Consider the following 23,793-nt stretch of genomic DNA (forward strand, 5'->3'; position numbering starts at 1 on the left):
TCGGGGACCCGCCCAGAATGTCCAGCCTGATCGCCCAGGTGAAGAGCAAGCTCTTCATCCGTTCGTCGCGCAAGTCGCTGCACGCGCTCGACGGCGCCTACGCGTCGCTGCTGCACGGCCGCAGCCTCGACTTCGAGGATCTGCGCAAGTACGAGTACGGCGATCAGGTGCGCGACATCGACTGGCGCGCCACGGCGCGACTGGGCACCCCGTTGGTCAAGCGACACCGCGCCATGCGCATGCACACCATCCTGTTCGTGGTCGACACGGGCCGATCGATGGCCGCGCTCGCGCACGACGAGAAGTCGAAGAAGGACCTCGCGATCCTCGCCGCCGGTGTTCTCGGTGTGCTCGCGCTGCGCCACGGCGACGACTTCTCACTCGTCTACGGTGATTCCGACCGCATCCGCCGACGCGCACCGGGCCGCAGCGAGGGCGCGCTCGAGCACGCCCTGCGCACGATCGACCGGTCGATCGACTCGAGCACGGCATCGAGCGACCGAGACGCGCTGCTGTCGTATGTGACCCGCACGATCTCGCGGCGCATGATCGTCGTCGTCATCACCGACGAGGCGCCGGTCACCGAAGAGACAGAGCGGATGCTGCGCCGACTGCGCGTACAGCACGACGTGCTGTGGCTGACCGTGAGCGACGCCGACCCGGTGCTCGACCACGCGACGGCGACCGTCCGCAGCGATGTCGACAGCATGTGGGAGGTGCCCGACTTCGTGCAGGGCGACCCCGACATCATCCGTGAGCTCGCGGCGCAGACCGAGGCCGACGCCGCACGTCTGGCAGAGCTGCTGAAGCGCATGGAGATCAGCCACAGCGTTCTGGCCGGTCAGGATGACGCCGTCTCGCAGCTGCTGCAGCTGCTGAATCGGAGGTCGCATGCCCGGCTCTGATGAGCTCTACCCGCCGTTCCAGTACGGCTGGGGATGGCTCCTGCTCGCCTTCGGCATACTGCTGCTGATGATCGCGGCGGCGTGGCTGATCGTCGCCCTGACGCGTCCGCGGCGTGACCTCACGCTGACCCGCGATGCACAGGGGCCCACTCTGCTCACGACCGATGTGCTGTCGCAGCTGAGGGTCGAGTACTTCGACCGCATCCAGCGCATCGAAGACGACTACCGCGCACGCACGCTCTCGGCCCGCAACGCGAACCTCGAGCTGAGCCGTGTGGTGCGCACGTTCGTGAACGAGTACAGCGGACTCGAGGCCCCGGTGCTCGCGCTCGACGATCTCGTGTCTCGCGGAGTGCACCCCGCGCTCGTCGACGCCATGGGGCGCCACTATTATCCGAGCATCTTCCGGCCCGGCCCGGCGATCGATCCGATCGCCGGCGCCGACGCGGCCAGAACGGTGGTGCGCACATGGCACTAGCGAACGGCTGGCTCATCCTCATCGCCGTCGGCGTCGTCGTCATCGCGATCGCGCTCGGCGTCGTGATCGGTCTGCGAAGCACGGCGAAGACCGAGGAGCACGAGCGGGCGCGTGTCGCGCGCGCCGAACGCCTGCGCGCGCTGCCGACGTTCCGTCAGGCCCTGAACCGGCGTGTGCTGGCGCTGTCGAGCATCCTGGTGATCGGCGTGGTCGCGACCCTGGCCGCCGGGGTCGTCTCGGCGCGCCCGATGGCGTCGCAGACCATCCAGCCCGTCAACACGAGCCGCGACATCATGCTGTGTCTCGACGTCTCGGGCTCGATGAGCGAGGTCGACGTCGAGGTGCTCACGGTCTTCGAGGAGCTGCTCGAGGATTTCGAAGGCGAGCGCATCGGTCTCACGATCTTCAACAGCTCGCCCGTGCAGATCTTCCCCCTGACCGATGACTACGAGTTCATCCGCGATCATCTGCGGAGCATCCGCGAGAGCTTCGAGTTCAGCGAGTCGATCCCCGAGCACTGGGTCGGCACGCTCAACGGCAACGGCGCCTCGCTGATCGGCGACGGTCTTGCCGCCTGTGCCATGGCTTTCGACCACCCCGACGACGAGCGGTCGCGATCGATCATCTTCGCCACCGACAACGAGGTCAACGGCGCCTCGATCGTGACTCTCGACGAGGCTGCGGCGTACGCCGATGCGAACGGAGTCCGGGTGTTCGCGCTCAACCCGGTGCAGGGCAAGGACGCCGACGTCAGCGCCGAGCTCACGAAGGCCGCCGAATCCACGGGCGGCCAGGCCTTCGGCCTGCGCGACACGACCACCGTGAGCGACATCGTCGCGCAGGTGCAGGAGCAGGAGGCGGCCGCGCTGAAGGGTCAGGCGCAGGTCGTCTGGACCGACGCCCCGAACCTCTGGATCGTCGTGCTGATGATCTCGGCGCTCTCGTTCATCGTCGTGCTCTGGAGGGTGAGACTGTGATCTTCCAGCCCGTGCTCAACGTCTTCCTCATCGCGCTTCTCTGCGCGCCGGTGGCGGCTCTCGCCGTGATCGCGTTGACGAAGGCCAAGGGACGCGACAAGGCCCTGTGGGCCATGCGGCTGGTCCTGCTGCTCGCCTGCTTCTTCATGCTCCTGCGCCCGGGGATCCCCGGTGGCGCCACGCAGACGCTCGCGACCGACACGGACATCGTGCTCGTGGTCGACACGACCGCGAGCATCGTCGCCGAAGACTGGAACGGCGACGAGCCGCGTCTGGACGGCGTCCGCGCCGACGTGCAGACGATCGTCGACGAGTACCCGGGTGCGCGCTTCGCCCTGATCACCTTCGATGCCTCGGCCGATCTGCGGATGCCGCTCACCACCGACACGACCGCGCTCGTCTCATCGCTCGAGGTGCTCCGCCCCGAGGTGACGAGCCAGTCGCGCGGCAGCTCGATCGGCATCGCCAACCAGCTGCTCACCGACACCCTGTCGAACGCGGCCGAGGCCTCGCCCGACCGCTCGCGCATGGTGTTCTACTTCGGCGACGGGGAGCAGACGGTGACGTCGCCGCCCGAGCCTTTCGACGGCAGCGAGAATCTCACGGATGCCGGCGCGGTGCTCGGCTACGGCAGCGCCGAAGGCGGGCCGATGAGGCTCACCACCGGTGGCATCGAGGGCTCGTCGAACGAGTACATCGAGTACCAGGGGGCGAACGCCCTCTCGGTGATCGACGAGGAGAACCTCGAGGCGATCGCCGCGGATCTCGGCGTCGAGTACCAGCACCGCACCGCGGATGCCGCGCTGACCCTGCCGGACGCCCCGTCGACCACCACCGACTATGCCGAGTCGGGCTCGGTCGGCAACGTGACCGAGCTGTACTGGATCGCCGCCCTCGTCGTCGTGGCGCTGCTCGGCGTGGAGCTCACGAGGGCGAGCATGCTGGTCGCCCGACTGCGGCTGCTGCGAGCACCGTCGACGTCGCCTGGCCGGAAGAAGCCGACCGCCGGAGGTGCCGCATGACCGATCTGTCCTCCCGTGCGAGCGCGGCTGAGGCCGGCAGTCCCGATGACCTGACGGCCTCAGCCGCCGCCGCGCTGCTCGCCTCGAATCGTCGTCGGCGCAGCATCCGCCGCTGGCTCGTGATCGGCACGCTGCCCCTCGCGCTGGCCGCCCTGCTGTTCGTCGGCAAGATCCTCAGCATGTACGCGTTCGCGCACCAGTCGATCAGCGCCTACGTGGCCGACGACTACTCGGGTTCCGAGGCATCGGCCCGCGGCCAGGAGTTCCTCAACTGGTTCGAGCCCTACAAGGCGCCGTTCAACGTGGGCACCGCGCTGGCCGGAGCCGAGAAGCTGCCGGAGGCCCGGACGAAGCTCGAGGAGTCGCTCGACCTGGCGACCGGCCTCGAGGTGTGCACGGTGCGCATCAACCTGGCGCTCGTCCTCGAGCGCATGGGCGACGCCGCCCGCACTGAGGGCGACGGCGCTGCGGCCGCCGAGTTCTATGGCGAAGCGCTCACCGTCACGACAGAGACACCGGAGGAATGCAGCAGCGACGAAGCGCAGGAGCAGTCGTCCGACCCTGACCGCGACATGCAGCAGAGCAAGGAAGACCTCGAAGACCGTCTCAAGCAGAAGCAGCAGAACGAGCAGCAGCCGCCCCCGGAGGAACAGCAGGAACAGGAGCCGCAGCCCTCGGACGAGAAGCTCGAAGAGCTCGAGGACAAGCTGGAGCAGGGCACGCAGGAGCGCGATCAGCAGCAGGGTGACGACGGCGGAGGCTCGGGGACGGACAGGCCATGGTGATGGATCACGAGAAGCAGCGGGCCCGCTACCTCGCCGGCGCCGAGGGGGCTCCGCCCGTTCCGCCGCCCGGCGGCTATCGCAACGCGCGCCGTCAGGCCGGGCCTGTCGTGCAGCATCCGGGCGCCCCGGCCGCGTCGGGCACGGCGACCGCGGCCGAAGCCTCGGCGGCGGAGAAGAAGCCGGCGAACGCGCTCGGCTGGATCGCTCTGGTCGTCGGCATCCTGTTCGCTCTGATCCTCCTCATCACCCTGGCGATCGGAGCGACCGACGCACTCTACGGCGTGACCATGTTGGCCCTGCAGCTCGTGGTCGTCGCCGTCGTCATCGGCGCGATGTTCACCGCACGTGGACGCACCCTGGGAGCCGTCGCGCTCGCTGTCACCCTGATCTTCAACGTCGCCACGGTGGGCGGCATCGGTGCACTGCAGACCTCGGCCTCGGGCAGCTATGACGGCATGAAGACCGAGGAGCAGAAGCACGAAGAGGCCTACCCCGGCATCAGGGGCACGGATCCTCAGGATGCTCTGCGGCAGCAGTCGCTCGAAGACGTGCAGGCCGAGGCCGACAGCCTGTTCGCCGACATCCGCGAGCGCGTCAACGACGAATACGGGTACGAGTGGGTGCAGGTCGGCGATGAGGATCTGCGCCCGGAGCGCAACGGCTACGGCGGAGAGTCGATGCTCATCGAGTACACGTCCGTGGGCTGGGCGACCAGCGAGCCGATCCAGGACTACAGCCTGAAGCTCGAGGTCATGGCCACGATCGACGAGGTCGTCGCCGAGCACGGCCTGCCGTCGCTGTACTCGTTCAACGGCGAGTACTCGGGCATCGACCCGTCGATGATCGCGAAGCTGTACGGCAGCGAGGATCCCCGCGAGCAGCACACGTGGGAGTACTACACCGAGAACTACCCCGACCCGATGCGGTTCTACACGAACATCTTCGACCTCTCGAACGACCCGTCCGGCGACTTCCTGAAGACCCGAGAGGCGCAGAGCGCCCGCACCGGAGAACCGCTCGAAGGGCTGCAGATGGTCGTCATCGCGAGCGCGGTGCTCAGCGACGCCGACCGCGCCGAGTTCGAGCAGAGGCTGCAGGAGTACCCCGGGTTCTGAGTCCCGGTGGGCAGGTCGCGCGTCGGCCCGCCCTTCATCCGGAGAGCGTGAGCAGCATGCGGGCCAGCACATACCGAGCGTGCCCGCGTGACGACCTCGGGTCGTAGCCGAGGACGCCGATCAGTGCGGTGAGGCGATCCTGCACGCTGGAGTGGTGACGACCCAGCCGCGCGGCGGCGGCACGTACGCTCAGCTCGTCGACCACGGCGTCGAGCAGCTCCCGGCTGCGGGCATCGAGGCGGCCGAGTGCCGCAGCATCCGGATGCACGTCGTGAGACTCGGCGGCGGCGGCGATCAGCAGCAGGGCACCGAGGTCGTCCGCGGCCACTGCGGGTTCGGAGGCGGTGCTCAGACGCGCGGCGATCAGCGCCTCCGCCCACGAATCGGGGAGGTGCTCACCCGGCCCCGCGGTTCCGATGCCCAGACGCAGGCCGGTCGCGTCAGTCCACACTCGATCCACGGGCGTGCCCGCGACGACGATCGTCGCCCGGGTCAGGCCATGTCGAGTCGCGACCACGACGGAAGGATGCTGGGGCAGCGGCGCAGGATCGGGCGGAGAGGCCACGACCGCCGCCGATCCGGCCGGCAGCCGCAGTCTCGCCAGTGCCGAGGCGCGCTCGCCTTCACCCGCGAACTCGCTGATCGCCAGCTCGACGGCGCTCCCCGCATCGCCTGCGCGGCGGGCGCGGAGAATCCCGAGCGCGAGAGTGAGACGTTCGAGGATCATCGCGTCGTTGGTATGGGGAGCCCCCTCGCGCTCGATCCAGGCGACGGCATCCGGACCGCTCTCGCGCAGCATCCACCGATCGCCGGGGTCGATCGGATCGATGCGCACCCCGTCGGCGCGCACGCGGATGATCTGTCGGGGGTCGCGCTGCCCCACGGTGGCACCGCTCAGCACCGCAGCCCCGCGAAGCATGCTCTCGACGCCGACCGCGCGGGCGATGAGCGTGTCGAAGTACGAGACGACCTTGAGGGTCTCACTCGCATCCGGATCGAGGGCGGTGAGCCGCCCCAGCAGATCTTGCATGTCGGGCTCCATCGCGCGGGGCTTCCACCCTACGGGTTCGTCGACCGAGCCCGTAGAGTGCCGGAATCACCCGAGCAGCCGGTTGACCCAGTCGTCACGCGCGGCCAGCATCGCCTGCGCGACGGCCGTGTGCGGTGCGAACATGTCGAAGCCGTGGAACCCACCGGCCCACACGTGCAGCTCGGCCTGCACACCGGCCGCCCACAGCCTGGTGGCGTAGTCGACGTCCTCGTCGCGGAACACCTCGGCGCTGCCGCAGTCGATGAAGGCGGGAGGCAGGCCGGCCAGGTCGGTGGCGCGAGCCGGAGCCGCGTAGATCGAGACGTCGTCAGTGCCCTTGCGCTCGCCGAGCAGGGCGGTCCACCCCGTGATGTTCGACCCGCGGTCCCACACGCCGATCCCGTCGATCTGCCGGGTCGAGACGCTCACATCGCGGTCATCCAGCATGGGGTAGATCAGCAGCTGACCGATGAGCGCGGGTCCGCGACGGTCCCGGGCGAGCAGGGTCGTACCGGCGGCCAGGCCGCCACCGGCACTGCCTCCCCCGATCAGGATGCGGTTCGGGTCGATGCCCAGCTCCGCAGCGTTCTCGGCCGTCCACACGAGACCCGAGTAGCAGTCCTCGACCGGGTACGGATCGGGGAACTCCGGCGCCAGCCGATACTCCACCGTCACGATCACGCCGTTGAAGCGCTCCGCCCAGTCGAGGAATCCCACGAGTCCCAACCAGCGGTTGCCGATGATCATGCCGCCACCGTGCGTGTGGAAGAAGCCCGGCCCCGTACCGGTGCGACCGGCCTTCTCGACCACCGACACGACGATCTCGTCGCCCTCGTGACCCGCGATGGTCACGTCGCGGCGCGTGAAGCCCCGCTCGTCGAGCACGGCGAAGATCTCGTCCTCGCCGCTCACGGGGGACTGGCGCATCAGCGGGATCATCTCGGCGGTCAGCGTCGGCGGCAGTGTGTCGCCGACCAGTGCGAGTGCGGCCTCCAGTTCCGGGTCGAACGGAGGGCGAAGTGTGGTGTCGGTCATCAGAACTCCTTTGTTCTCGGCCGCGGTCATGGCGGCGTTCCGCCAGCCTCCCGGAGGTCGCCCCCGAGCGTAACCCGCCAGACAGTGCCGTTCTGCGGCCGGGAGGCCGACGGATGGCGGGCGGTCGCACCCGCATCGGCGGCCTCGACCCGCTCTCAGCTCGCGAGCGAGAGCCCCGCGGCGAGCGCGAAGCCCAGCACCGTCGCGAGCCCGGTGACCTGCTTGGCCTTCTCCTGCGCATCCGGGACCATCGAGTCGACGAGCATGACGAGCAGGGCACCGGCGGCGAAGCCGCTGGCTCCCGCCCTGAACTCGTCGCCGGTCGCGCTCGCCAGCCCGAAGCCCGCGACCGTCGCGAGCGCGCAGATCACCGAGATGCCCGCCCACAGCAGCAGCACGCGCGCCTTGGTCATCCCGCCCTTCAGCAGGTCGGCGGCCGAGCCGATCGACTCGGGCAGGTTCGACACGACGATCGCGACGACGAGTGCGATGCTCACCGGTTCTCCCGAGGCGAGGCCGATGCCGAGCACCAGCTGCTCGGGGATGCCGTCGAGCAGCGCGCCGAGCGCGAGCGGGGCCCCGGCCCCGTGATCCTGCGACTTCGCCGCCCGGGCATCGAGGATCCGGTCGGCGATGAAGTACGCCAGTGCTCCGGCCGCGACGCCGATGACGAGAGGGATGGGGCCGGCGAGATCCAGCCCCTCCTCCCACAGCTCGAACGCGATGGACGCCATGAGCGCCCCGGCGCCGAAACCGAGCACGATGCCCAACCACCGAGGCGGCCAGGTGCGCAGCAGGGCGAGCGCGGCTCCGATGATCAGAGGCGATGCCGCGACGACGCCCCAGAGGATCGCTGCACCCATGCCGACCTCCTTCAGGGCAACTCTGCCACCGTCGGGACGGAAAATCGCGGATGGATCCGGATCACCCCTGCACGTCGCCGCCTCCCGCTCCGTTCAGCCGGCCTGGACGCGATGGATGCCGAGGTCGATGCGACCGGGGAGCAGGTCCTTTCGTAGCGCCCGGGTGCCGTGGTAGTCGCCGTCGCGCAGCCGGCGATACGGACTGCTCGGCGACTCGTCGCGGATCCCCGAGAGTCGTTCGATCAGGCGGGCGCTCTCGTGATCGATCCCCGCCGAGTCCAACCCGTCGGCATCGTGGACGACGTGCAGGTCGAGCGGTTCGATGCCGGTGTACCAGAGGGTTCCGTGGGTGAGCGGGAACATCAGCGAGTCCAGATCACCGCTGACGCCCCGTTCTCCGATGGAACGGTCGTCCTCGCCCGCCGTGACGATCACGAGGGCTCGTCGCCCGGCGAGCGGGCCTTCGCCGTAGCGCAGCGGAAGACCGGTCTCGGCATCGGACGTGCCATACGCGAACCCGTTGGTGAGCACCCGGTCGAACCACCCCTTGAGGATCGCCGGCGGCCCGTACCACCACAGCGGAAACTGCAGCACGACGAGGTCGGCAGCCGCGAGCTTGCGCTGTTCCTCGATCACATCCGGCGGCAGCTGCCCCGCGGCGTACGCCTCGCCCATCAGATCGACGAGGTTGCCCTCCCGGCCCTGCGGCTCGCCCAGATCCGGGGCCGCGAGCACGGGGTCGAAACCCTGAGCATAGAGATCGGTGATCTCGACGTCGTGGTCGCGCGAGAGCGCTGTGACTCCGTCGCGGAACAGTCGCGCGTTGAACGAGCTCTCCTGCGGGTGGGCGTGGATCCAGAGGACGGTCGGGCGTGATGCTGACACGGATGGCCTTTCTTCAGTGGGAGACGGGGGTGGGGAGCTGTGCGCCGCCACAGTGGCAGGAGTGCCGCGGCGACGACCGCCCCGGCTGCGATGAGCAGGGCGACGACGAAACCGCGAGACCCTGCGATCACGGCGATCGTGCCGTGGGAATCGGGAAGGTCACCGCATCAGTCTCGTGTCCTGAGTACACTTCAGACAAGTACGGTCATGAATGGTACATAGTGACCTTATGGATACTATGGCGACGACCATGAGCGGGAACGGAAGGCGGATCCATGAGGGAGAAGACGGAGCGCATCGTCCGGGAGTGGGGCGACGCGTGCGACGCGGAGATCTCGATCGCTGTGATCGGCGGAGCCTGGAAGCCCAGCATCCTCAGCCTTCTCGACGAGCATGAGGTGCTGCGATTCGGCGAGCTCAGCAGGCTGCTCGACGAGCCGACCGCTCGTGTGCTGACGCGGCAGCTGCGCGAACTGGAGGACGATGGGCTCCTCATCCGCACGGTGTATCGACAGGTCCCGCCCAAGGTCGAATACCGGCTGAGCGACCTCGGCCGAGGGTCGATGCCCCTCGTCGAGGCCCTGACCGAGTGGGGCGGCCGCTATGCGGCGCACCAGCGACGCGAAATCGAGCGACGTGAGAATCCCGAGCTCGCCGCCGAGCCCGAGACGCTCGAGCCCGCCGTCGCGCGCTGACACCGGGCCTCGCCACTCGCGCCCATCCCGTCCGAAACAGCCGACACGCCGCCGATAGACTGGGAAGCATGTCCAAGGTCCTCCAGTCTCTTCCCGTCGGCGAGCGCGTCGGCATCGCCTTCTCCGGAGGACTCGACACCTCCGTCGCCGTCGCGTGGATGCGCGACAAGGGCGCCGTCCCCTACACGTACACCGGTGATCTCGGGCAGTACGACGAAGACGACATCGAGTCGATCCCCGGCCGCGCGCTCGAGTACGGCGCCGAGGCCTCGCGTCTGGTCGACTGCAAGACAGCCCTGGTCGAGGAGGGTCTGGTCGCCCTTTCGTGCGGCGCCTTCCACATCCGCTCGGGCGGACGCACGTACTTCAACACCACGCCCCTCGGCCGCGCCGTCACCGGCACACTGCTCGTGCGCGCCATGAAGGAGGACGGCGTCGACATCTGGGGCGACGGCTCGACCTACAAGGGCAACGACATCGAGCGGTTCTACCGCTACGGCCTGCTGGCCAACCCGCGCCTGCGCGTGTACAAGCCGTGGCTCGACGCCGACTTCGTCACCGAGCTCGGCGGCCGCAAGGAGATGAGCGAGTGGCTCGTCGCCCACGACTTCCCCTACCGTGACTCGGTCGAGAAGGCGTACTCGACCGACGCCAACATCTGGGGCGCCACGCATGAGGCCAAGACCCTCGAGCACCTGAACGTCTCGCTCGAGACGGTCGACCCGATCATGGGCGTCAAGTTCTGGGACCCCTCGGTCGCCATCGAGACCGAAGACGTCTCGGTCACGTTCGAGGCCGGACGCCCGGTCGCCATCAACGGCGTCGAGTACACCGACCCGGTCGCCCTCGTCATGGAGGCCAACACGATCGGCGGACGCCACGGCCTCGGCATGAGCGACCAGATCGAGAACCGCATCATCGAGGCGAAGTCGCGCGGCATCTACGAGGCCCCGGCCATGGCGCTGCTCTTCATCGCGTACGAGCGCCTCGTCAACGGCATCCTGAACGAAGACACCCTCGCGACCTACCACGAGCAGGGTCGTCGCCTGGGTCGCCTCATGTACGAAGGACGCTGGCTCGAGCCGCAGTCGCTCATGCTGCGCGAGTCGATCCAGCGCTGGGTCGGCCTCACGATCTCGGGCACCGTCACGATCCGCCTGCGCCGCGGAGACGACTGGACGATCCTCGACACCACGTCGCCCAACCTGTCGTACGGCCCCGAGAAGCTGTCGATGGAGCGCGTCGGCGACGCCGCCTTCGGCCCGGTCGACCGCATCGGACAGCTCACGATGCGCAACCTCGACATCGCCGACTCGCGCTCGCGCCTCGAGCAGTACGCGGGCCTCGGCCTCATCGGCGGCGCCACCGGCGAGCTCGTCGGACGCGTCACCGCCGGCGAGTCGGGCGAGATCACGGGCTCCGTCGAGGAGGTCGACGAGAACTTCGCCGACGCGGTCGACACCGCATCTGAGGGTGCGGCGTTCGACTCCGGACTCGACTGACTCTCAGTTCTTCTGAAAGGGGGCGGATGCTGCGGCATCCGCCCCCTTTCCGTCTCTACGCCGGAGGTACGCGCGTTCACAACTCAGGACGATCGCAGGGTTTCGCTTGCGAACAGCCCCGTTCGACCGGATCGGGATCGATAGTCCTGAGTTATCGACGAGCCGCCCTCCGGACCCTGTGAGTCCCCCGAGTTATCTTGCACATGACTGTGCACAATACGTAGAATGGGTGCATGACCACCCGTGCTCCCCGCCGTGACTCGGTCGAGAACCGCGCCGGAATCCTCGAGGCGGCCCGCGCAACCCTCGCCACCGACCCGCGCGCCTCGATCGACGTCATCGCGCGCAGCGCCGGACTCTCCCGCCGCACGCTCTACGGCCACTTCGACGACCGTGAGGCGCTGATCCGTGAGCTGATCTCGGTCGGAGCGCAGCGGTTCAACGCGATCGCCGAGTCCGTCACCGACACCGACTCGCGCATCGCCCTGGCCCGTCTCGCCGCACGACTCTGGCAGGAGGCTGCGCACGTTCAGGTCGCCGCCGCGCTCGCCCTCGACGAAGCCCACGTGCAGCACACCGCAGATGCCCTCGCCCCGCTGCGCCGCACCGTCGCGGCGCTCGCGCGTCGTGGTCAGGAAGACGGCAGCTTCCGCACCGACCTCTCGGCCGCGACCCTCGCCCGCCTCATCGAAGAGGTCGCGCGCACGGTCGTCTCGCGCACGGATGCCCACAGCATCGGCGCGGCCGGCCTCGCCGTGCGCACGCTGCTCAGCATCGCCGGGCTCTCGTGGCGCGAGGCCGATGAGCTGCTGAGCGCGCACCCCGACATCGCCGAATCGCAGGAGGTCAGCGCATGAGGGTCACTCTGCATGAGGTGAGCAAGGGGCGCGACGGGCAGTCGCTGCCGACGACGAGCCTCGAGTTCCACAGCGGAGCGGTGCGCTTCGCCCTGGCCGAGACAGAGCAACGACCGACCGTGCTCGGCCTGATCGCCAGTGGACGGATGCGCCCGGACACCGGCCGCGTGACGATCGACGGCGACTCGAACAACAAGGCGCTGCGCCGCACGATCGCGCTCGTCGACGCTCCCGATGTCAGCGATCCGCACCCCGACATCACCCTCGCGGGCGTGGTGGGCGAGGAGCTCATGTTCGCCGGCCTCGGCGCGACCCCGCTGCACGCACGCCGGTGGCTGAGTCAGCTCGGCTTCGGCGAGCTCGCCGGTGTGCCGATCGGCAACGTCGACCCGGCCGCGCGGGTGCGCATCATGTGCGAGCTCGCCATCCTGCGCGAGGGCACCGAAGGCATCGTGCTCGTCGCCCCCGACCGCCACGGCGGCAGCCCCGACGGCTGGTGGCGCATCGCGTCGGAGTTCGCCGACCGCGGCTACGCCATGCTCGTCGTCATCGGCGGATCCGCTGCGGTCGCCCTCGAACGCATGCATGAGCTCGAGGCGATCAACGCATCCGGTCCGATCCCACCCCTCGTGCTCGACCACGCCCCCGGGTCGTCGAGCGGAGACGGCGAAGGCTACCGAGACGAGACGCCCGATACAGACACACAGACCGACACGACAGAGAACGGAGGCGAGCGATGAAGGTTCCCGCCATGATCGCCGCCGAGCTGCGACGCCTCACCGCGAGCAAGATGGGCATCATCGCCCTGATCGCGCTCGTGTGCGTGCCGATCCTCTACGGCGGCCTCTACCTCTGGGCCAACCAGGACCCGTACGCCAAGTTCCCCGAGGTGCCGGTGGCACTGGTCGTCGATGACGCCGGGGCTCCTGCCCCCACCACCGGAACGGAGGCCGAGACCGGCGAGACCGTCAACTACGGCGAGGACGTCGCCGAGAACCTCATCGACGGCAACGCCTTCGACTGGCAGCGCATGTCGGCCGACGAGGCCGCAGACGCATTGCGCGAGGGCACGGTCGACTTCACCGTCACGATCCCTGACGACTTCTCCGCGGCACTGACCTCGGCCGCGGGCGATGACCCCCACCAGGCGCGCATCGAGCTCGAGACCAACGACGCGAACAACTACCTCGCGTCGTCGATGGGCACTCAGGCGGTCGAGAAGATCCGCAGCTCGGTGGCCGAGATGGTCGGCAGCGAGGCCGCGGAGCGTCTGCTCACCGGGCTCAGCGAGGTGCGAGACAACCTCGTCACCGCCGCAGACGGGGCGAGCCAGCTCACCGACGGCGCCAACACCGCGGCGACCGGCAGCGCCACACTCGCCGACGGCACGTCCCAGCTCGCCGGCGGCACGTCTCAGCTCGCGGGTGGCGCGTCTGAGCTCGCCGGTGGCGCGTCTCAGCTCGCCGGCGGAGCGGCGACTCTCGCCTCGGGTGCTCAGCAGGTCAGCGACGGCAACCGGCAACTGGCCGACGTCGCCGACCGCGCCGGGTCTGCGGTGCAGCAGGCGACGGATGCTCTGCCCCAGGCACGCCAGGACATCGCGACGGTACTCACAGATCAGGGCCTGACGCAGGAGGAGATCGATCGGGTGCTCGCGACCCTCGATCCGCTGGGCACCCGTCTCGAAGAGGGCAACGCCACCGTGCAGAACGCGGTCGACAAGGTCGACCAGCTCGCCGCCGGAGCCGAGTCGGTGGCATCCGGTGCCTCGCAGCTCGCCAGCGGCACGCAGACTCTCGCCGGCGGTGCACAGACTCTCGCCGGCGGCGCGCAGACCGTGGCCGCGGGCGCGGCGGCGGCGAACGACGGCGCAGCTCAGCTGCGAGACGGACTCAGCACCCTTGCGTCCGGCACGGCCGAGCTGCGCGACGGGCTCTCCGACGGAGTCGAGCAGATCCCCGTCTCGACCCCCGAGCTGCGCACGCTGCAGGCCGACACGATCGCAGACCCCGTCAAGGTGTCGAGCGACAAGGTGGCGTCGGCCGAGGACTACGGCGCGGGGCTCGCGCCGTTCTTCGCCGCGCTGTCGGCCTGGATCGGCATCTACGCGCTGTTCCTCATCGTCAAGCCGATCTCTCGCCGAGCCGTGACCGCGCTGCACTCCCCGATCCGGGTGACTCTGGCCGGCTGGCTGACCCCGGCGATGCTGGGCGCGGTGCAGATGGTCGGGCTCATGGGCATCCTCGCGATCACCCTGGGCTTCACGTTCGACAATCCCATCGGCACGCTGGGCGTGATGATCTTCGCGTCGGCGACGTTCGCGGCGATCATCCTCACGCTGAACGTCTGGCTCGGCTCGGTCGGTCAGTTCCTGGGCCTGGTGCTCATGGTGCTGCAGCTCGTCACCGCCGGCGGCACCTTCCCCTGGCAGACGCTGCCCGCTCCGCTGGCCGCGTTGCACCACGTGCTGCCGCTCGGCTATGTGGTCGACGCCATGCGGCAGCTCATGTACGGGGGCGATCTCGGCAGGGCCGGGTGGGATCTGGTGGTGCTCGGGATCTGGCTGGTCGGCGCTCTGCTGCTCGCCGCAATCGGGGTGACGCGTATGACGCACCGGCGCACGCTGCGCGATCTGCAGCCGAGTCTGATCGGCTGACACTGCGGGCGGGGGCGAGAACTCCCCGCCCGCAGCGCCGTTGTGGGTAGTATTCCCAGAGTGCGTCGGTGAGACGCGCTCTGGGACTCTCTGGGACTGAGTTCCGCTATGCCACCCGAAAGAGTTCTCGAAGATGACAACCCATTCGACCGAGATCGTCGACCCGTCGCGCCCCTCCCTGGGAGCCCGCATCGGGCGCATCGCCTTCCTCGTCGTCGCCGCCGTCGTCGTGGTCGCCGTCGCCGCGGCCTTCTTCGTGACCTGGACCATCCAGCGGTCCTTCCCGCAGACCGACGGCACCGTCCCGCTCGACGGCCTGCAGGCCGAGGTCACGGTGCAGCGCGACGATCGCGGCATCCCGACCATCACCGCCGACTCGAGCCACGATCTCTTCTACGCCGAGGGGTTCGTGCACGCGCAGGACCGCTTCTTCGAGATGGACTTCCGACGCCATGTGACGGCCGGGCGCGTGGCGGAGATGTTCGGCGAATCGCAGGCCGCGACGGATGCTTTCCTGCGCACCCTCGGCTGGCGCAAGGTCGCCGAGGCCGAGGTGGAGGCCATGGATGACGTGACGCGCGGCTACTACGAGGCCTACGCGGACGGCGTCAACGCCTATCTCTCATCACGCTCGGGTGCCGAGCTGTCGCTCGAGTATGCCGTGCTGGGAATACAGAACCCCGACTACGAGCCCGAGCCCTGGGAGCCCGCCGATTCGGTCGCCTGGTTGAAGGCGATGGCGTGGGACCTGCGCGGCAACATCGAGGATGAGGCCGAGCGTGCGCTGCTGACCGCGCAGCTCTCGGAGACCTCGGACCCGACCGGGATCACCGCGACGCTCGACGAGCTCTACCCCGCGTATCCGTTCGACGAGCACCCGGTGATCGTGCCCGAGCTGACGACTGCGCCGACTCTCGAGACCGGGGCCGAACCGGCCGCGTTCACGACCGACGCGAACGACGACGAGATGCAGCAGGCCGCGACGACGATCGAGTGGCAGGAGGCCTCCGACGTGATCGAGGCGGCGAGCCTGCTCGTCGGCGACGTCGGCGAGGGGATCGGGTCGAACTCGTGGGTGGTGTCGGGAGACCTCACCGAGACCGGCATGCCGCTGCTCGCCAACGACCCGCACCTGGGCGCATCACTGCCGTCGGTCTGGTATCAGGTGCAGCTGCGATGCAGCGAGGTCACCGACGAGTGCCCGTTCGACATGGCCGGCTTCTCGTTCTCCGGACTCCCCGGGATCGTGATCGGTCACAACCAGCAGATCGCCTGGGGCTTCACCAACCTGACCACCGATGTCACCGACCTCTACATCGAGCGGATCGACGGAGACCAGTACTGGCGTGACGGAGCGCTGGTGCCGATCGAGGAGACCACCGAGACGATCACGGTCGCCGGCGGCGACGACATCGATCTGACGATCCGGTCGACCGTGCACGGACCCATCATCTCAGGGCTCACCGACGACTTCACGGCGATCGCCGACGACCCGGAGCCCGGTCTCGCCGCGGGCGGCGCGACCGGTGCGGCACCCACGGGCGAGGCCTCCGAGTACGCGGTCAGTCTGCGCTGGACGGCCCTCGACCCCGGCACCGCCGCCACGGCGATCTTCGCGCTGTCGACCGCCCAGGACTTCGAGGAGTTCCGCTCGGCGGCCGCGCTGTTCGACGTGCCGGCGCAGAACCTCATCTACGCAGACGTCGAGGGCAACATCGGCTACCAGACTCCCGGACGCCTGCCTGTGCGCGGGGCAGGCGACGGATGGATGCCACAGCCCGGCTGGGACAGCAGCTACGACTGGACGGGATTCATCCCCTTCGACGAGCTGCCGGTGTCGTACAACCCGGCATCCGGCTACATCGTGACGGCGAACAACGCGATCGTCACCGACGACTATCCGTACTTCCTCTCACGGGACTGGGACTACGGCTACCGCGCGGATCGCATCGCCCACCTGATCGAACGACGCGTCGCAGCCGCTCCGCTCACCGCGCAGGACATGCGCGAGATCCAGCTGGACAGTGAGATGTGGATCGGCAAGCGCCTGGCATCCGCGATGGACGATGTCGAGGTGAAGGGAGCAGGCACCGAGGACGCCGTGGCCCTGCTGCGCTCGTGGGACGCGCAGAACGACGCCGGGTCGGCAGCAGCCGCCTACGCGAACGTGCTCTGGTCGAACCTCGTGCAGAATCTGTTCGCGGAGCGCGACCAGCCCCTGCCCATCGGCGGCCAGGGCCGCCTCTTCACCGTCGTCGCGGACCTGCTCGACGACCCCTCCGACCCGCTCTGGACGAACCCGGCCATCGACGTCGCCGGCATGGACGAGATGCTGGCCCTGTCGGCCGAAGAGGCGTACGACGAGCTCTCCGCCCTGCAGGGCGAAGCCGTCACCGGGTGGAGGTGGGGCGACCTGCATGCGATCACCCTCACGAGCGACACTCTCGGCTCGTCGGGCATCGCCCCGATCGAGATGCTCTTCAACCGCGGCCCGTATGCGGTCGGCGGCGGCGCATCCGTGGTCAACGCGACCGGGTGGGATCTCGGGACCTCGTACGCGACGACCACCGTGCCGTCGATGCGGATGGTGGTCGACCTGGCGGACCTCGACGCCTCGACCTGGATCCACCTCACCGGAGCATCGGGCCATGCGTTCCATGAGCACTACGTCGATCAGACCGCCGACTGGGCGGCCGGCGTGCAGAAGCCGTGGGCGTTCTCCGAGACGGCGGTCGATGCGTCGACGCGGCACACCCTGGTGCTGACCCCGGGCGGGTAGCTCGGCGGTGGGCGATCAGTCCAGCTTCGCCAGAGCTCGGGAGAGGAGTGCCGAGATCGACTCCGGGTCGATGGTGGGGATCGCTCCTGCCGCCGCCTCCTCCGCCCACGACATCCCGACGTAGCGCATGAGCCCCGCGACGAGCTGGGTGATGAGCCCGGCCTGCGCATGGAGCTCCGCGGCATCCTCCCCCGGGTACTGGGCGGTGAGCCGACGAAGAATGAGGTGCCGCAGCGCTGCGTCGAGGGACTCGATCCGGTCCATCTGCAGAGCCATGAGCGTAGGGCTCGACCCGATGGCCCGGATGCGTCGGGCCAGGTACGCGGGATCCGAGCCCAGATCACCGGGATCGACCCGGATGAGCCGAGCAGCACCCGCCATCAGCGGCCCCCTCGATGCGACGAACTGTTCGGCCAGGTCTTCGTCGAGATGCGGGTACTCGCGGCCGAGAAGAGCCGCATCCTTGGTGCCGAAGTGGTTGAAGAACGTGCGCTGACTGACACCGGCCCGCTCGCAGATCATGTCGACCTTCACCGCGTCGTATCCGTGCTCGAGCACGAGATCGGTCGCAGCGCGCTCGATGGCGGCCGCCTTCTCTCGTGCGTCCTTGCGGCGCCGGGCGGGTGGTGGGGTCGACATGATCTGCTGCTCCTTGGCTCACTCGTACCGTAGCGACTCGATCGGGTCCTGGCGTGCGGCGCGGCGGGCAGGGAGCACACCGGACAGGAACGCGACGGCCATGATCACGACGATCACCGTCGACACGGTGGCCGGATCGAAGAGGAGGATCTGGAGTCCCGGGAGAGCGGAGAGCAGCGTCTCACCTGCCACGCCGGCGATCGCGGATCCTGCTCCGATCGCGGCGATCGCTCCGGCTGCCGACCCGAGCAGCCCGATGGCCACCGCCTCGAGGCTGAACAGTGCGAACACGAGCCCGTTCGACATCCCCATGGCCTTCATCAGTCCGATCTCTCGCGTCCGCTCCTGCACGCTCATCAGGAGTGTGTTCACGATCCCGAAGGATGCGGCGATCAGCGCGACCACAGCGAACGCGCTCAGCACGCCGATGATGCCGTTGATCACCGTCTGGACGACGCCGAGCTGATCCTCGATCGTCTGACCGACGAGATCCAGCTCCGCCAGGTCATCCTTCGCCCGTTGCAGCGCTTCATCGCTGACTGTATCGCCCTCGTCAGGCGAGAGACGCACGACCGCTATCGGCCATGCCTCGGGTTGCCCCGTCACGGCCTGTGCGGTGGCGATGGATTCCGTCAACGCGGAATTGGCGCCGGCTCCCGCAGCGAACAGGCTCTCGCGGGCGACGCCGACGACCACCGCGGTCAGGGTCTGCTGCTCTTGTGCCGAGTCGAGATACCCGAGTGCGACGCTCTGTCCGATGGCGGACTCCGCGTCGGCGAGTCCCAGCGCGTCGACATACTCTTCAGGAAGCACGATCTCGCTCTCTGCCGACTCCTGGTCGAGCTGTGCACCTGCGATGAGGTCGCTCTGTCCGATGGACGACGTGGGATTGACGTCGATCTCATACCGATCGGCCCCTGCGGAGCCCGAAGTCGCGACCCATTCGATCGCGACCTGGGTGATCGGCTCCACAGTGCGCACGCCGTCGATCCCCTCCACTGCAGCGATGTCGTCGCTGTTCAACAGGGTGCCTCCTCCGAGCGGGTTGGCGGATCCCGATTGCTGCCGCCCCTCCGGGTCCCACTTGGTCGGGCCGTCATCGGACTCGACGCTCGTCGCCGGGCTCACCAAGAGGATGTCGCCGCTGCTGAGCGTCGCCACCTGGCGCTCCACATAGTCGTTCACGCCCGCACCCAGGGCTGTCGTGAGCGTGAGTGTGAACGCACCGACGAACAGGCTCATCACCGTGAGGGTCGTGCGGAGCTTGCTGCGGAAGACGTTCTTCGTCGCCATGCGCAGCACATCTGCAGTCTTCATGCCGCAGCCTCCGATCGCCCGATGATCCGTCCGTCGGCGATCGTGACGGCGTTGTCGCACCGCGCGGCGAGATCTGGATCGTGCGTGACGACCACCAGCGTGATGCCCCTGTCTCGCTGGAGCCCGAAGAGGATCTCTTCGACCTGCGCCCCCGTGACGGTGTCGAGGTTGCCCGTCGGCTCGTCGGCGAAGATCACCGAGGGGTCGTTCACGAGCGCCCGCGCGATCACCACCCGCTGCTTCTGCCCACCGGAGAGATCCGTCGCCCGATTCTTCGCCTTGTCGGCGAGCCCGAGAGCCTCGAGGGCGTCCATCGTCTTCTCGCGTCGCCTTCTCGCCGGGACGCCGGCGATCACGAGCGGCAGGCTCACGTTCTCGAAGACGGTCTGTCCGCCGGTGAGGAAGAACTGTTGGAAGACGAAGCCGAACATCCTGTTGCGGATCGCGTTGAGCTCTGCCGGTCGCAGGTCTGACGCCGCGCGACCGGCGACCTCCACGGAACCGGCACTCGGGCGGTCGAGAAGCGCAAGCAGGTGCATCAGCGTCGACTTGCCGGAGCCGGACTTGCCGACGATCGCCAGCGAGCGCCCCTGGTCGACCTCGACATCGACGCCAGCGAGGGCTGTGAACTCGGCATCGCCCCTTCCGTACGTGCGAGTGACGTCGACGGAACGGAGCACCGGCGGGGCGGACCCGCGGGGTGAGTCAGACATGGATCCTCCTGTAACTTGCAGTTACTGCAGACTATAACTTGCAGTGACTGTAAGTTCAAGGCGCGCTCGCGCGCCTCTCGTCGGCGGTGACCGCCGACGGCCCGATCGGGCATGGTGAGGCGTCGACAGGTCGGTCAGGCGTCGACGGCGTGCTCAGCCGGCGGATGCGGGCGTGGCGGATGCCGCGGCACGGCGCGCGATCATCCAGATCCCGACCGCGGCGGCGAGGAAGATCGCCGCCAGCATCGCCCATCCTGCCAAGCCGAAGGTGATCGCCGTGGCGTTCACGACGATCGGCGACGCAAGGGCTCCGAGTGAGAAGCCCATGCCGAACACGCCCTGATAGGCACCCGCCCGTACCGGGTCGGCGAGCTCGAAGCTGAGCCCCCAGGCTCCGGCCTGCGACAGGATCTCGGCGAACGTGTGCGTGATCATGCCGGCGATGAGGATGACGATCGCGGCCCACGTCGGAAGACCTGCGGCGAGCGCGTAGATCAGGCAGGCGCCGACCATGAGCCATCCCGCGATCATCGTCACCCTTCCTGCGACCCGCACGTCGTGCGTGCCGCGCGAGGCGCGCACCTGGAACAGCACGACCAGCGCGGTGTTGACGATCAGGAGCACCGCGAACGTGGCATCCGGCGCATTCGTGTACTCGCTGATCCACAGCGGCACTCCGAGTTCAGCCACCCCGAACTGCATGCCGAAGATCGCCGAGAGCGCGCTCAGCAGCAGGTACCGGGGATCGCGCCAGGGGGACCGCCTGTTCCAGTCCTTGCGTTCTTCGGATGCCGCAGCCGTCGCCTGTGTGTCGATGGATCCCGTCTCCGTGAGCTGTTCCGTGACACGACCGCGTGCGGGGGCGTCGACCGCCGCGGTCAGGCGGAGCAGCGAGAGCGAGCCGAGTGCGCAGACGGCACCCGCACCGGCGATGACGACCCGGTAGGCCTCGGGGGTGCCGAGCGCCAGGGCGATCGCACCGAAGCCGGAACCCGCGGCGATCGCGAGGTTCGTGACCGTGCGCAGCACCGCGCGGGCGTGCACCCGCTTGTCCGGCGCGAACCCTCGGGCGATGATCGCAGACCTGGCCGAGTATCCGAGCGAGTCGAAGAAACCCGAGAGGCTGGCGAGCAGAAGCGCAGACACGAAGTCTCCGACGAACGCATAGGCGGCGAGAAGCACGCCGCCGGTCATCTCGAACCCGAAGGCGAGGCGTCGTGCGCTCCATCGATCCGCGAGCCAACCGCCGAGGAGCGACCCCACGACACCGCATCCGCTCGACACCGCGAGCACCACGGCGGCCTGCGCGGGCGAGAGACCGATGATCTGCGTGAAGAACAGTACGGTGACCGCGAGGAAGACGCCGCGGCCGATGCGCGACACGGCGGTCGCGGCGACGAGCGCTCGCAGCACCGGATCGCTCAACCCGTCTGCGACGCGAGCGATGAAGCCCTTCGACGGCCTGGGCGTCTCGCCCCCTGTCTCGATCTGATCGGGATCGGAGCTGGGCGAAGACACCCTTCATCCTCGCATGACGCACGCCCGCCGCTCACCGCACACCGGAATCCGAGGCACTCCGGTTCGGGTTAGCCGCCGCGCCCGCACTCGGTTAGCGTGGGTGCGTGGTCTCCAGCTATCTCGCCCCGAAGGGCACCCCCGTCACCCTGCTCGAGTTCGAGCATGCAGGGGCGACGCTCGTCGCAGAGACCTTCGGCGAAGGACCCCGGACCTTCCTGCTGCTGCACGGCATCGGCATGGGTCGCAGCGTCTACCTCGACGTCGTGCGGCGACTGAAGGGCCGGGTCATCGCACTCGATCTGCCCGGTTTCGGCGAGGCGCCCGAGCCCGCACGCACCTTCACCATGGAGCGCCACGCCGACCTCGTCGCCGCCTACCTGCGGCACACCGACGAAGGTCCTGTCGTCGTGATCGGCCATTCGATGGGCAGCCAGATCGCCGCAGAACTCGCGGCCCGGCATCCCCCGCTCGTCGAAGGCGTCGTCCTGGCCGGCCCCACTGTCAACAAAGCCGCACGCAACGTCGCGGCACAGGCCAGCTACCTCCTCACCGACCTGATCGGCGAGCGTCCGCTGGTCATCTGGCGCGGCGCCCGGGAGTATCTCCGCGGCGGCCCTCATCTCATCCGCAAGATCCGCGCGACCATCGTGCACCAGCCGGAGAAGGCGTTCGCTCGCATCGATCAGCCGGTGCTGGTGCTGCGCGGCGAAGACGACCCGCTCGCGCCGATGAGCTGGTGCCAGGAGATCCTCGACGTGATCCCCGGCGCCGATCTGCGGGTCATCCCCGACCACGGTCATGGCACGCTGATCAGCGACTCCGGGCCGGCGGCCCGCCTGATCCAGGGCTTCGCCGACGACCTCTGACCCGTGCTCCGCACTTTTCCGTTCACAACTCAGGACCCGAGTGCGGGTCGGCCTGATCTGCGCCCCCCTCATGCTCCTCGCCGCACGGTCTTCCTGAGTTGTGCACGGAGCCCACTGGGCCTCAACCTCTCTATGACGTCCTTGAGCGCAGCCTGCACCTCCTGCGGGCGGTAGAGCAGGTCACTCGCCAGCGGTCGGACCGTCACGTAGCCGATCCGGGCCGCTGCGATGTCGCGGTTTCGGTCCTCGACCTGTTTGTCCCATCCCTCGTGAAACGCCTTGCTGTCGCATTCGATGATCAGCCATCCCTCGACGACGAAGTCGACCCGGCCGACCCCGTCGACGTCGACCTGGGTTTCGAACCTCAGACCCATCGTGCGAAGGATCAACCGCATGAAGGTCTCCGGCCCTGAGCCTGCCGTCGGATCGACGAGCGTCAGAAGCACGCGGTATCGCGGTGCGAGGCTGCGAAAGATCACCTCGAGTTCACCGGGCGTGAGGAGACCGTGCTGTAGGACGCTGTCGAGCGTTGCCAGCGATGCGCGCGGGTCTTGGCATTTCACCGAGTGACAGATCGCCTCCGACAACAGAGTGACGTGAGACAGCTGCGACGCGGAGGGCAGGCTCCAGTGGATCCTCGCGCCTGTCTCCCGGCCCCTGAACCTTGACCGATTGCGCTCCAGGTGCACGTGCACGGCGTCCACCTTCAACACGAAGACACCGAGTAGCCGCAGGAGCGACAGGCAGGTCAGACGCCCGCCGATCCGGGCGGCGTGCGCGACCTCCCTGTCCAGACCAGGCTGCGCATAGCGGTCTCGGCGAAGCCTGAGCATGCTGCCGTCTTTGACTGCATCGGTGATCTGCCGACTCGAGTAGCCCGCGGCGCGAAGCTCTTCGCGTGTGAAGACCGTGGGGACGAAATGCTGTCGCGCAAGCTCGAACGGCGTCTGAGTCATGCGCGCAATGGTGGCTCTTCGGACACGTCGACCGGGCCCGACGGAGCTCGTGTGGACGAACCCCGTCGGAGGCCTGCTTTGTGCAGGAGGAGTCGCGCCCCTCACGCGCAGCGCTCGGACGTTTCCATCTCAGGAAAAGGCTGTCGAAGTCGCGCTCGGCGCCTGTCTGGCCCGCTCGAATAAGCGAACTTCCTGAGTTA

At 68.6% G+C, this 23,793-nt stretch carries 22 protein-coding genes; 13 read left to right on the forward strand and 9 right to left on the reverse strand.

Annotated elements, in window-relative coordinates; translation table 11 throughout:
* Positions 1–17 precede the first annotated feature (17 nt).
* From QMA07_RS16175 to QMA07_RS16200, 6 genes are read left to right on the forward strand one after another with little or no spacing between them, the layout of a single operon-like run.
* Positions 18–905 (forward strand): DUF58 domain-containing protein, encoded by an 888-nt coding sequence (locus QMA07_RS16175; RefSeq protein WP_290163760.1) that lies wholly within the window; start codon positions 18–20, stop codon positions 903–905.
* Positions 892–1,383 (forward strand): hypothetical protein, encoded by a 492-nt coding sequence (locus QMA07_RS16180; protein ID WP_290163761.1) that lies wholly within the window; start codon positions 892–894, stop codon positions 1,381–1,383. The genes QMA07_RS16175 and QMA07_RS16180 overlap by 14 nt, the downstream gene beginning before the upstream one ends.
* Positions 1,374–2,360, forward strand: a complete 987-nt coding sequence (locus QMA07_RS16185; protein WP_290163762.1) for a VWA domain-containing protein — start codon at positions 1,374–1,376, stop codon at positions 2,358–2,360. Before QMA07_RS16180 ends, QMA07_RS16185 begins: the two co-directional genes overlap by 10 nt.
* Positions 2,357–3,382 (forward strand): VWA domain-containing protein, encoded by a 1,026-nt coding sequence (locus tag QMA07_RS16190; protein WP_290163763.1) that lies wholly within the window; start codon positions 2,357–2,359, stop codon positions 3,380–3,382. Before QMA07_RS16185 ends, QMA07_RS16190 begins: the two co-directional genes overlap by 4 nt.
* Positions 3,379–4,167 carry a hypothetical protein gene (locus tag QMA07_RS16195; RefSeq protein ID WP_290163764.1) on the forward strand — a complete coding sequence of 263 codons (789 nt, stop codon included), beginning with the start codon at positions 3,379–3,381 and terminating at the stop codon, positions 4,165–4,167. The genes QMA07_RS16190 and QMA07_RS16195 overlap by 4 nt, the downstream gene beginning before the upstream one ends.
* Positions 4,167–5,282: a DUF4064 domain-containing protein gene (locus QMA07_RS16200; RefSeq protein ID WP_290163765.1), complete on the forward strand. Its 1,116-nt coding sequence runs from the start codon at positions 4,167–4,169 to the stop codon at positions 5,280–5,282. Before QMA07_RS16195 ends, QMA07_RS16200 begins: the two co-directional genes overlap by 1 nt.
* 34 nt (positions 5,283–5,316) lie before the next feature.
* Here QMA07_RS16200 and QMA07_RS16205 read toward each other — a convergent pair whose 3' ends face one another.
* The 4 genes from QMA07_RS16205 to QMA07_RS16220 form a co-directional block, all read right to left on the reverse strand.
* A complete protein-coding gene (locus QMA07_RS16205; protein WP_290163766.1) occupies positions 5,317–6,312 on the reverse strand; it encodes a hypothetical protein in 996 nt (331 codons plus the stop codon).
* A gap of 66 nt (positions 6,313–6,378) precedes the next feature.
* Positions 6,379–7,347 carry an alpha/beta hydrolase gene (locus tag QMA07_RS16210; protein ID WP_290163767.1) on the reverse strand — a complete coding sequence of 323 codons (969 nt, stop codon included), beginning with the start codon at positions 7,345–7,347 and terminating at the stop codon, positions 6,379–6,381.
* A gap of 155 nt (positions 7,348–7,502) precedes the next feature.
* Positions 7,503–8,210, reverse strand: coding sequence for a hypothetical protein (locus tag QMA07_RS16215; RefSeq protein ID WP_290163768.1), 708 nt, complete (start codon positions 8,208–8,210; stop codon positions 7,503–7,505).
* Positions 8,211–8,303: 93 nt separating this feature from the next.
* A complete protein-coding gene (locus QMA07_RS16220) occupies positions 8,304–9,095 on the reverse strand; it encodes an NAD(P)H-dependent oxidoreductase (RefSeq protein WP_290163769.1) in 792 nt (263 codons plus the stop codon).
* A 275-nt stretch (positions 9,096–9,370) separates the two neighbouring features.
* Here QMA07_RS16220 and QMA07_RS16225 point away from each other — a divergent pair, with 275 nt between their 5' ends.
* The 6 genes from QMA07_RS16225 (at position 9,371) to QMA07_RS16250 (ending at position 17,584) form a co-directional block, all read left to right on the forward strand.
* On the forward strand, positions 9,371–9,790 hold the full coding sequence (locus QMA07_RS16225; RefSeq protein ID WP_290163770.1) for a helix-turn-helix domain-containing protein: 420 nt from the start codon (positions 9,371–9,373) through the stop codon (positions 9,788–9,790).
* A 68-nt stretch (positions 9,791–9,858) separates the two neighbouring features.
* On the forward strand, positions 9,859–11,292 hold the full coding sequence (gene argG, locus QMA07_RS16230; protein WP_290163771.1) for an argininosuccinate synthase: 1,434 nt from the start codon (positions 9,859–9,861) through the stop codon (positions 11,290–11,292).
* 233 nt (positions 11,293–11,525) lie between these two features.
* Positions 11,526–12,149, forward strand: a complete 624-nt coding sequence (locus QMA07_RS16235) for a TetR/AcrR family transcriptional regulator (RefSeq protein ID WP_290163772.1) — start codon at positions 11,526–11,528, stop codon at positions 12,147–12,149.
* The gene (locus QMA07_RS16240; RefSeq protein ID WP_290163773.1) at positions 12,146–12,889 is read left to right on the forward strand and encodes a hypothetical protein; all 744 of its coding nucleotides are present in this window, start codon (positions 12,146–12,148) and stop codon (positions 12,887–12,889) included. Before QMA07_RS16235 ends, QMA07_RS16240 begins: the two co-directional genes overlap by 4 nt.
* Positions 12,886–14,805, forward strand: a complete 1,920-nt coding sequence (locus tag QMA07_RS16245; RefSeq protein ID WP_290163774.1) for a YhgE/Pip domain-containing protein — start codon at positions 12,886–12,888, stop codon at positions 14,803–14,805. The genes QMA07_RS16240 and QMA07_RS16245 overlap by 4 nt, the downstream gene beginning before the upstream one ends.
* Positions 14,806–14,938: 133 nt before the next feature.
* Positions 14,939–17,584, forward strand: a complete 2,646-nt coding sequence (locus tag QMA07_RS16250; protein WP_290163775.1) for a penicillin acylase family protein — start codon at positions 14,939–14,941, stop codon at positions 17,582–17,584.
* A gap of 15 nt (positions 17,585–17,599) precedes the next feature.
* Here QMA07_RS16250 and QMA07_RS16255 read toward each other — a convergent pair whose 3' ends face one another.
* The 4 genes from QMA07_RS16255 to QMA07_RS16270 all read right to left on the reverse strand — a co-directional run bounded on the left by QMA07_RS16255 (position 17,600) and on the right by QMA07_RS16270 (position 21,771).
* A complete protein-coding gene (locus QMA07_RS16255; protein ID WP_290163776.1) occupies positions 17,600–18,223 on the reverse strand; it encodes a TetR/AcrR family transcriptional regulator in 624 nt (207 codons plus the stop codon).
* A gap of 18 nt (positions 18,224–18,241) precedes the next feature.
* Positions 18,242–19,540 (reverse strand): ABC transporter permease, encoded by a 1,299-nt coding sequence (locus QMA07_RS16260; RefSeq protein WP_290163777.1) that lies wholly within the window; start codon positions 19,538–19,540, stop codon positions 18,242–18,244.
* Positions 19,537–20,253 carry an ABC transporter ATP-binding protein gene (locus QMA07_RS16265; RefSeq protein ID WP_290163778.1) on the reverse strand — a complete coding sequence of 239 codons (717 nt, stop codon included), beginning with the start codon at positions 20,251–20,253 and terminating at the stop codon, positions 19,537–19,539. Before QMA07_RS16265 ends, QMA07_RS16260 begins: the two co-directional genes overlap by 4 nt.
* 153 nt (positions 20,254–20,406) lie before the next feature.
* Entirely contained in the window at positions 20,407–21,771 is a 1,365-nt protein-coding gene (locus tag QMA07_RS16270; protein ID WP_290163779.1) for an MFS transporter, read from the reverse strand.
* 104 nt (positions 21,772–21,875) lie between these two features.
* Here QMA07_RS16270 and QMA07_RS16275 point away from each other — a divergent pair, with 104 nt between their 5' ends.
* Positions 21,876–22,637, forward strand: coding sequence for an alpha/beta hydrolase (locus QMA07_RS16275; RefSeq protein WP_290163780.1), 762 nt, complete (start codon positions 21,876–21,878; stop codon positions 22,635–22,637).
* Positions 22,638–22,705: 68 nt separating this feature from the next.
* Here QMA07_RS16275 and QMA07_RS16280 read toward each other — a convergent pair whose 3' ends face one another.
* Positions 22,706–23,593 carry a type IV toxin-antitoxin system AbiEi family antitoxin domain-containing protein gene (locus QMA07_RS16280; RefSeq protein WP_290163781.1) on the reverse strand — a complete coding sequence of 296 codons (888 nt, stop codon included), beginning with the start codon at positions 23,591–23,593 and terminating at the stop codon, positions 22,706–22,708.
* Between the last annotated feature and the right edge of the window lie 200 nt (positions 23,594–23,793).

Source organism: Microbacterium sp. APC 3901 (assembly GCF_030407765.1).
Taxonomy (GTDB): domain Bacteria; phylum Actinomycetota; class Actinomycetes; order Actinomycetales; family Microbacteriaceae; genus Microbacterium.

Excerpts from the sequence above, each read along its gene's own strand:
- QMA07_RS16200 (WP_290163765.1), top strand. The coding sequence starts at position 4,167 with ATGGATCACGAGAAGCAGCGGGCCCGCTACCTCGCCGGCGCCGAGGGG.
- QMA07_RS16180 (WP_290163761.1), top strand. The coding sequence starts at position 892 with ATGCCCGGCTCTGATGAGCTCTACCCGCCGTTCCAGTACGGCTGGGGA.
- QMA07_RS16210 (WP_290163767.1), bottom strand. The coding sequence starts at position 7,347 with ATGACCGACACCACACTTCGCCCTCCGTTCGACCCGGAACTGGAGGCC.
- QMA07_RS16215 (WP_290163768.1), bottom strand. The coding sequence starts at position 8,210 with ATGGGTGCAGCGATCCTCTGGGGCGTCGTCGCGGCATCGCCTCTGATC.
- QMA07_RS16235 (WP_290163772.1), top strand. The coding sequence starts at position 11,526 with ATGACCACCCGTGCTCCCCGCCGTGACTCGGTCGAGAACCGCGCCGGA.
- QMA07_RS16260 (WP_290163777.1), bottom strand. The coding sequence starts at position 19,540 with ATGAAGACTGCAGATGTGCTGCGCATGGCGACGAAGAACGTCTTCCGC.
- QMA07_RS16185 (WP_290163762.1), top strand. The coding sequence starts at position 1,374 with ATGGCACTAGCGAACGGCTGGCTCATCCTCATCGCCGTCGGCGTCGTC.
- argG (WP_290163771.1), top strand. The coding sequence starts at position 9,859 with ATGTCCAAGGTCCTCCAGTCTCTTCCCGTCGGCGAGCGCGTCGGCATC.
- QMA07_RS16205 (WP_290163766.1), bottom strand. The coding sequence starts at position 6,312 with ATGCAAGATCTGCTGGGGCGGCTCACCGCCCTCGATCCGGATGCGAGT.
- QMA07_RS16280 (WP_290163781.1), bottom strand. The coding sequence starts at position 23,593 with ATGACTCAGACGCCGTTCGAGCTTGCGCGACAGCATTTCGTCCCCACG.
- QMA07_RS16225 (WP_290163770.1), top strand. The coding sequence starts at position 9,371 with ATGAGGGAGAAGACGGAGCGCATCGTCCGGGAGTGGGGCGACGCGTGC.
- QMA07_RS16240 (WP_290163773.1), top strand. The coding sequence starts at position 12,146 with ATGAGGGTCACTCTGCATGAGGTGAGCAAGGGGCGCGACGGGCAGTCG.
- QMA07_RS16195 (WP_290163764.1), top strand. The coding sequence starts at position 3,379 with ATGACCGATCTGTCCTCCCGTGCGAGCGCGGCTGAGGCCGGCAGTCCC.
- QMA07_RS16255 (WP_290163776.1), bottom strand. The coding sequence starts at position 18,223 with ATGTCGACCCCACCACCCGCCCGGCGCCGCAAGGACGCACGAGAGAAG.
- QMA07_RS16265 (WP_290163778.1), bottom strand. The coding sequence starts at position 20,253 with ATGTCTGACTCACCCCGCGGGTCCGCCCCGCCGGTGCTCCGTTCCGTC.
- QMA07_RS16175 (WP_290163760.1), top strand. The coding sequence starts at position 18 with ATGTCCAGCCTGATCGCCCAGGTGAAGAGCAAGCTCTTCATCCGTTCG.
- QMA07_RS16250 (WP_290163775.1), top strand. The coding sequence starts at position 14,939 with ATGACAACCCATTCGACCGAGATCGTCGACCCGTCGCGCCCCTCCCTG.
- QMA07_RS16245 (WP_290163774.1), top strand. The coding sequence starts at position 12,886 with ATGAAGGTTCCCGCCATGATCGCCGCCGAGCTGCGACGCCTCACCGCG.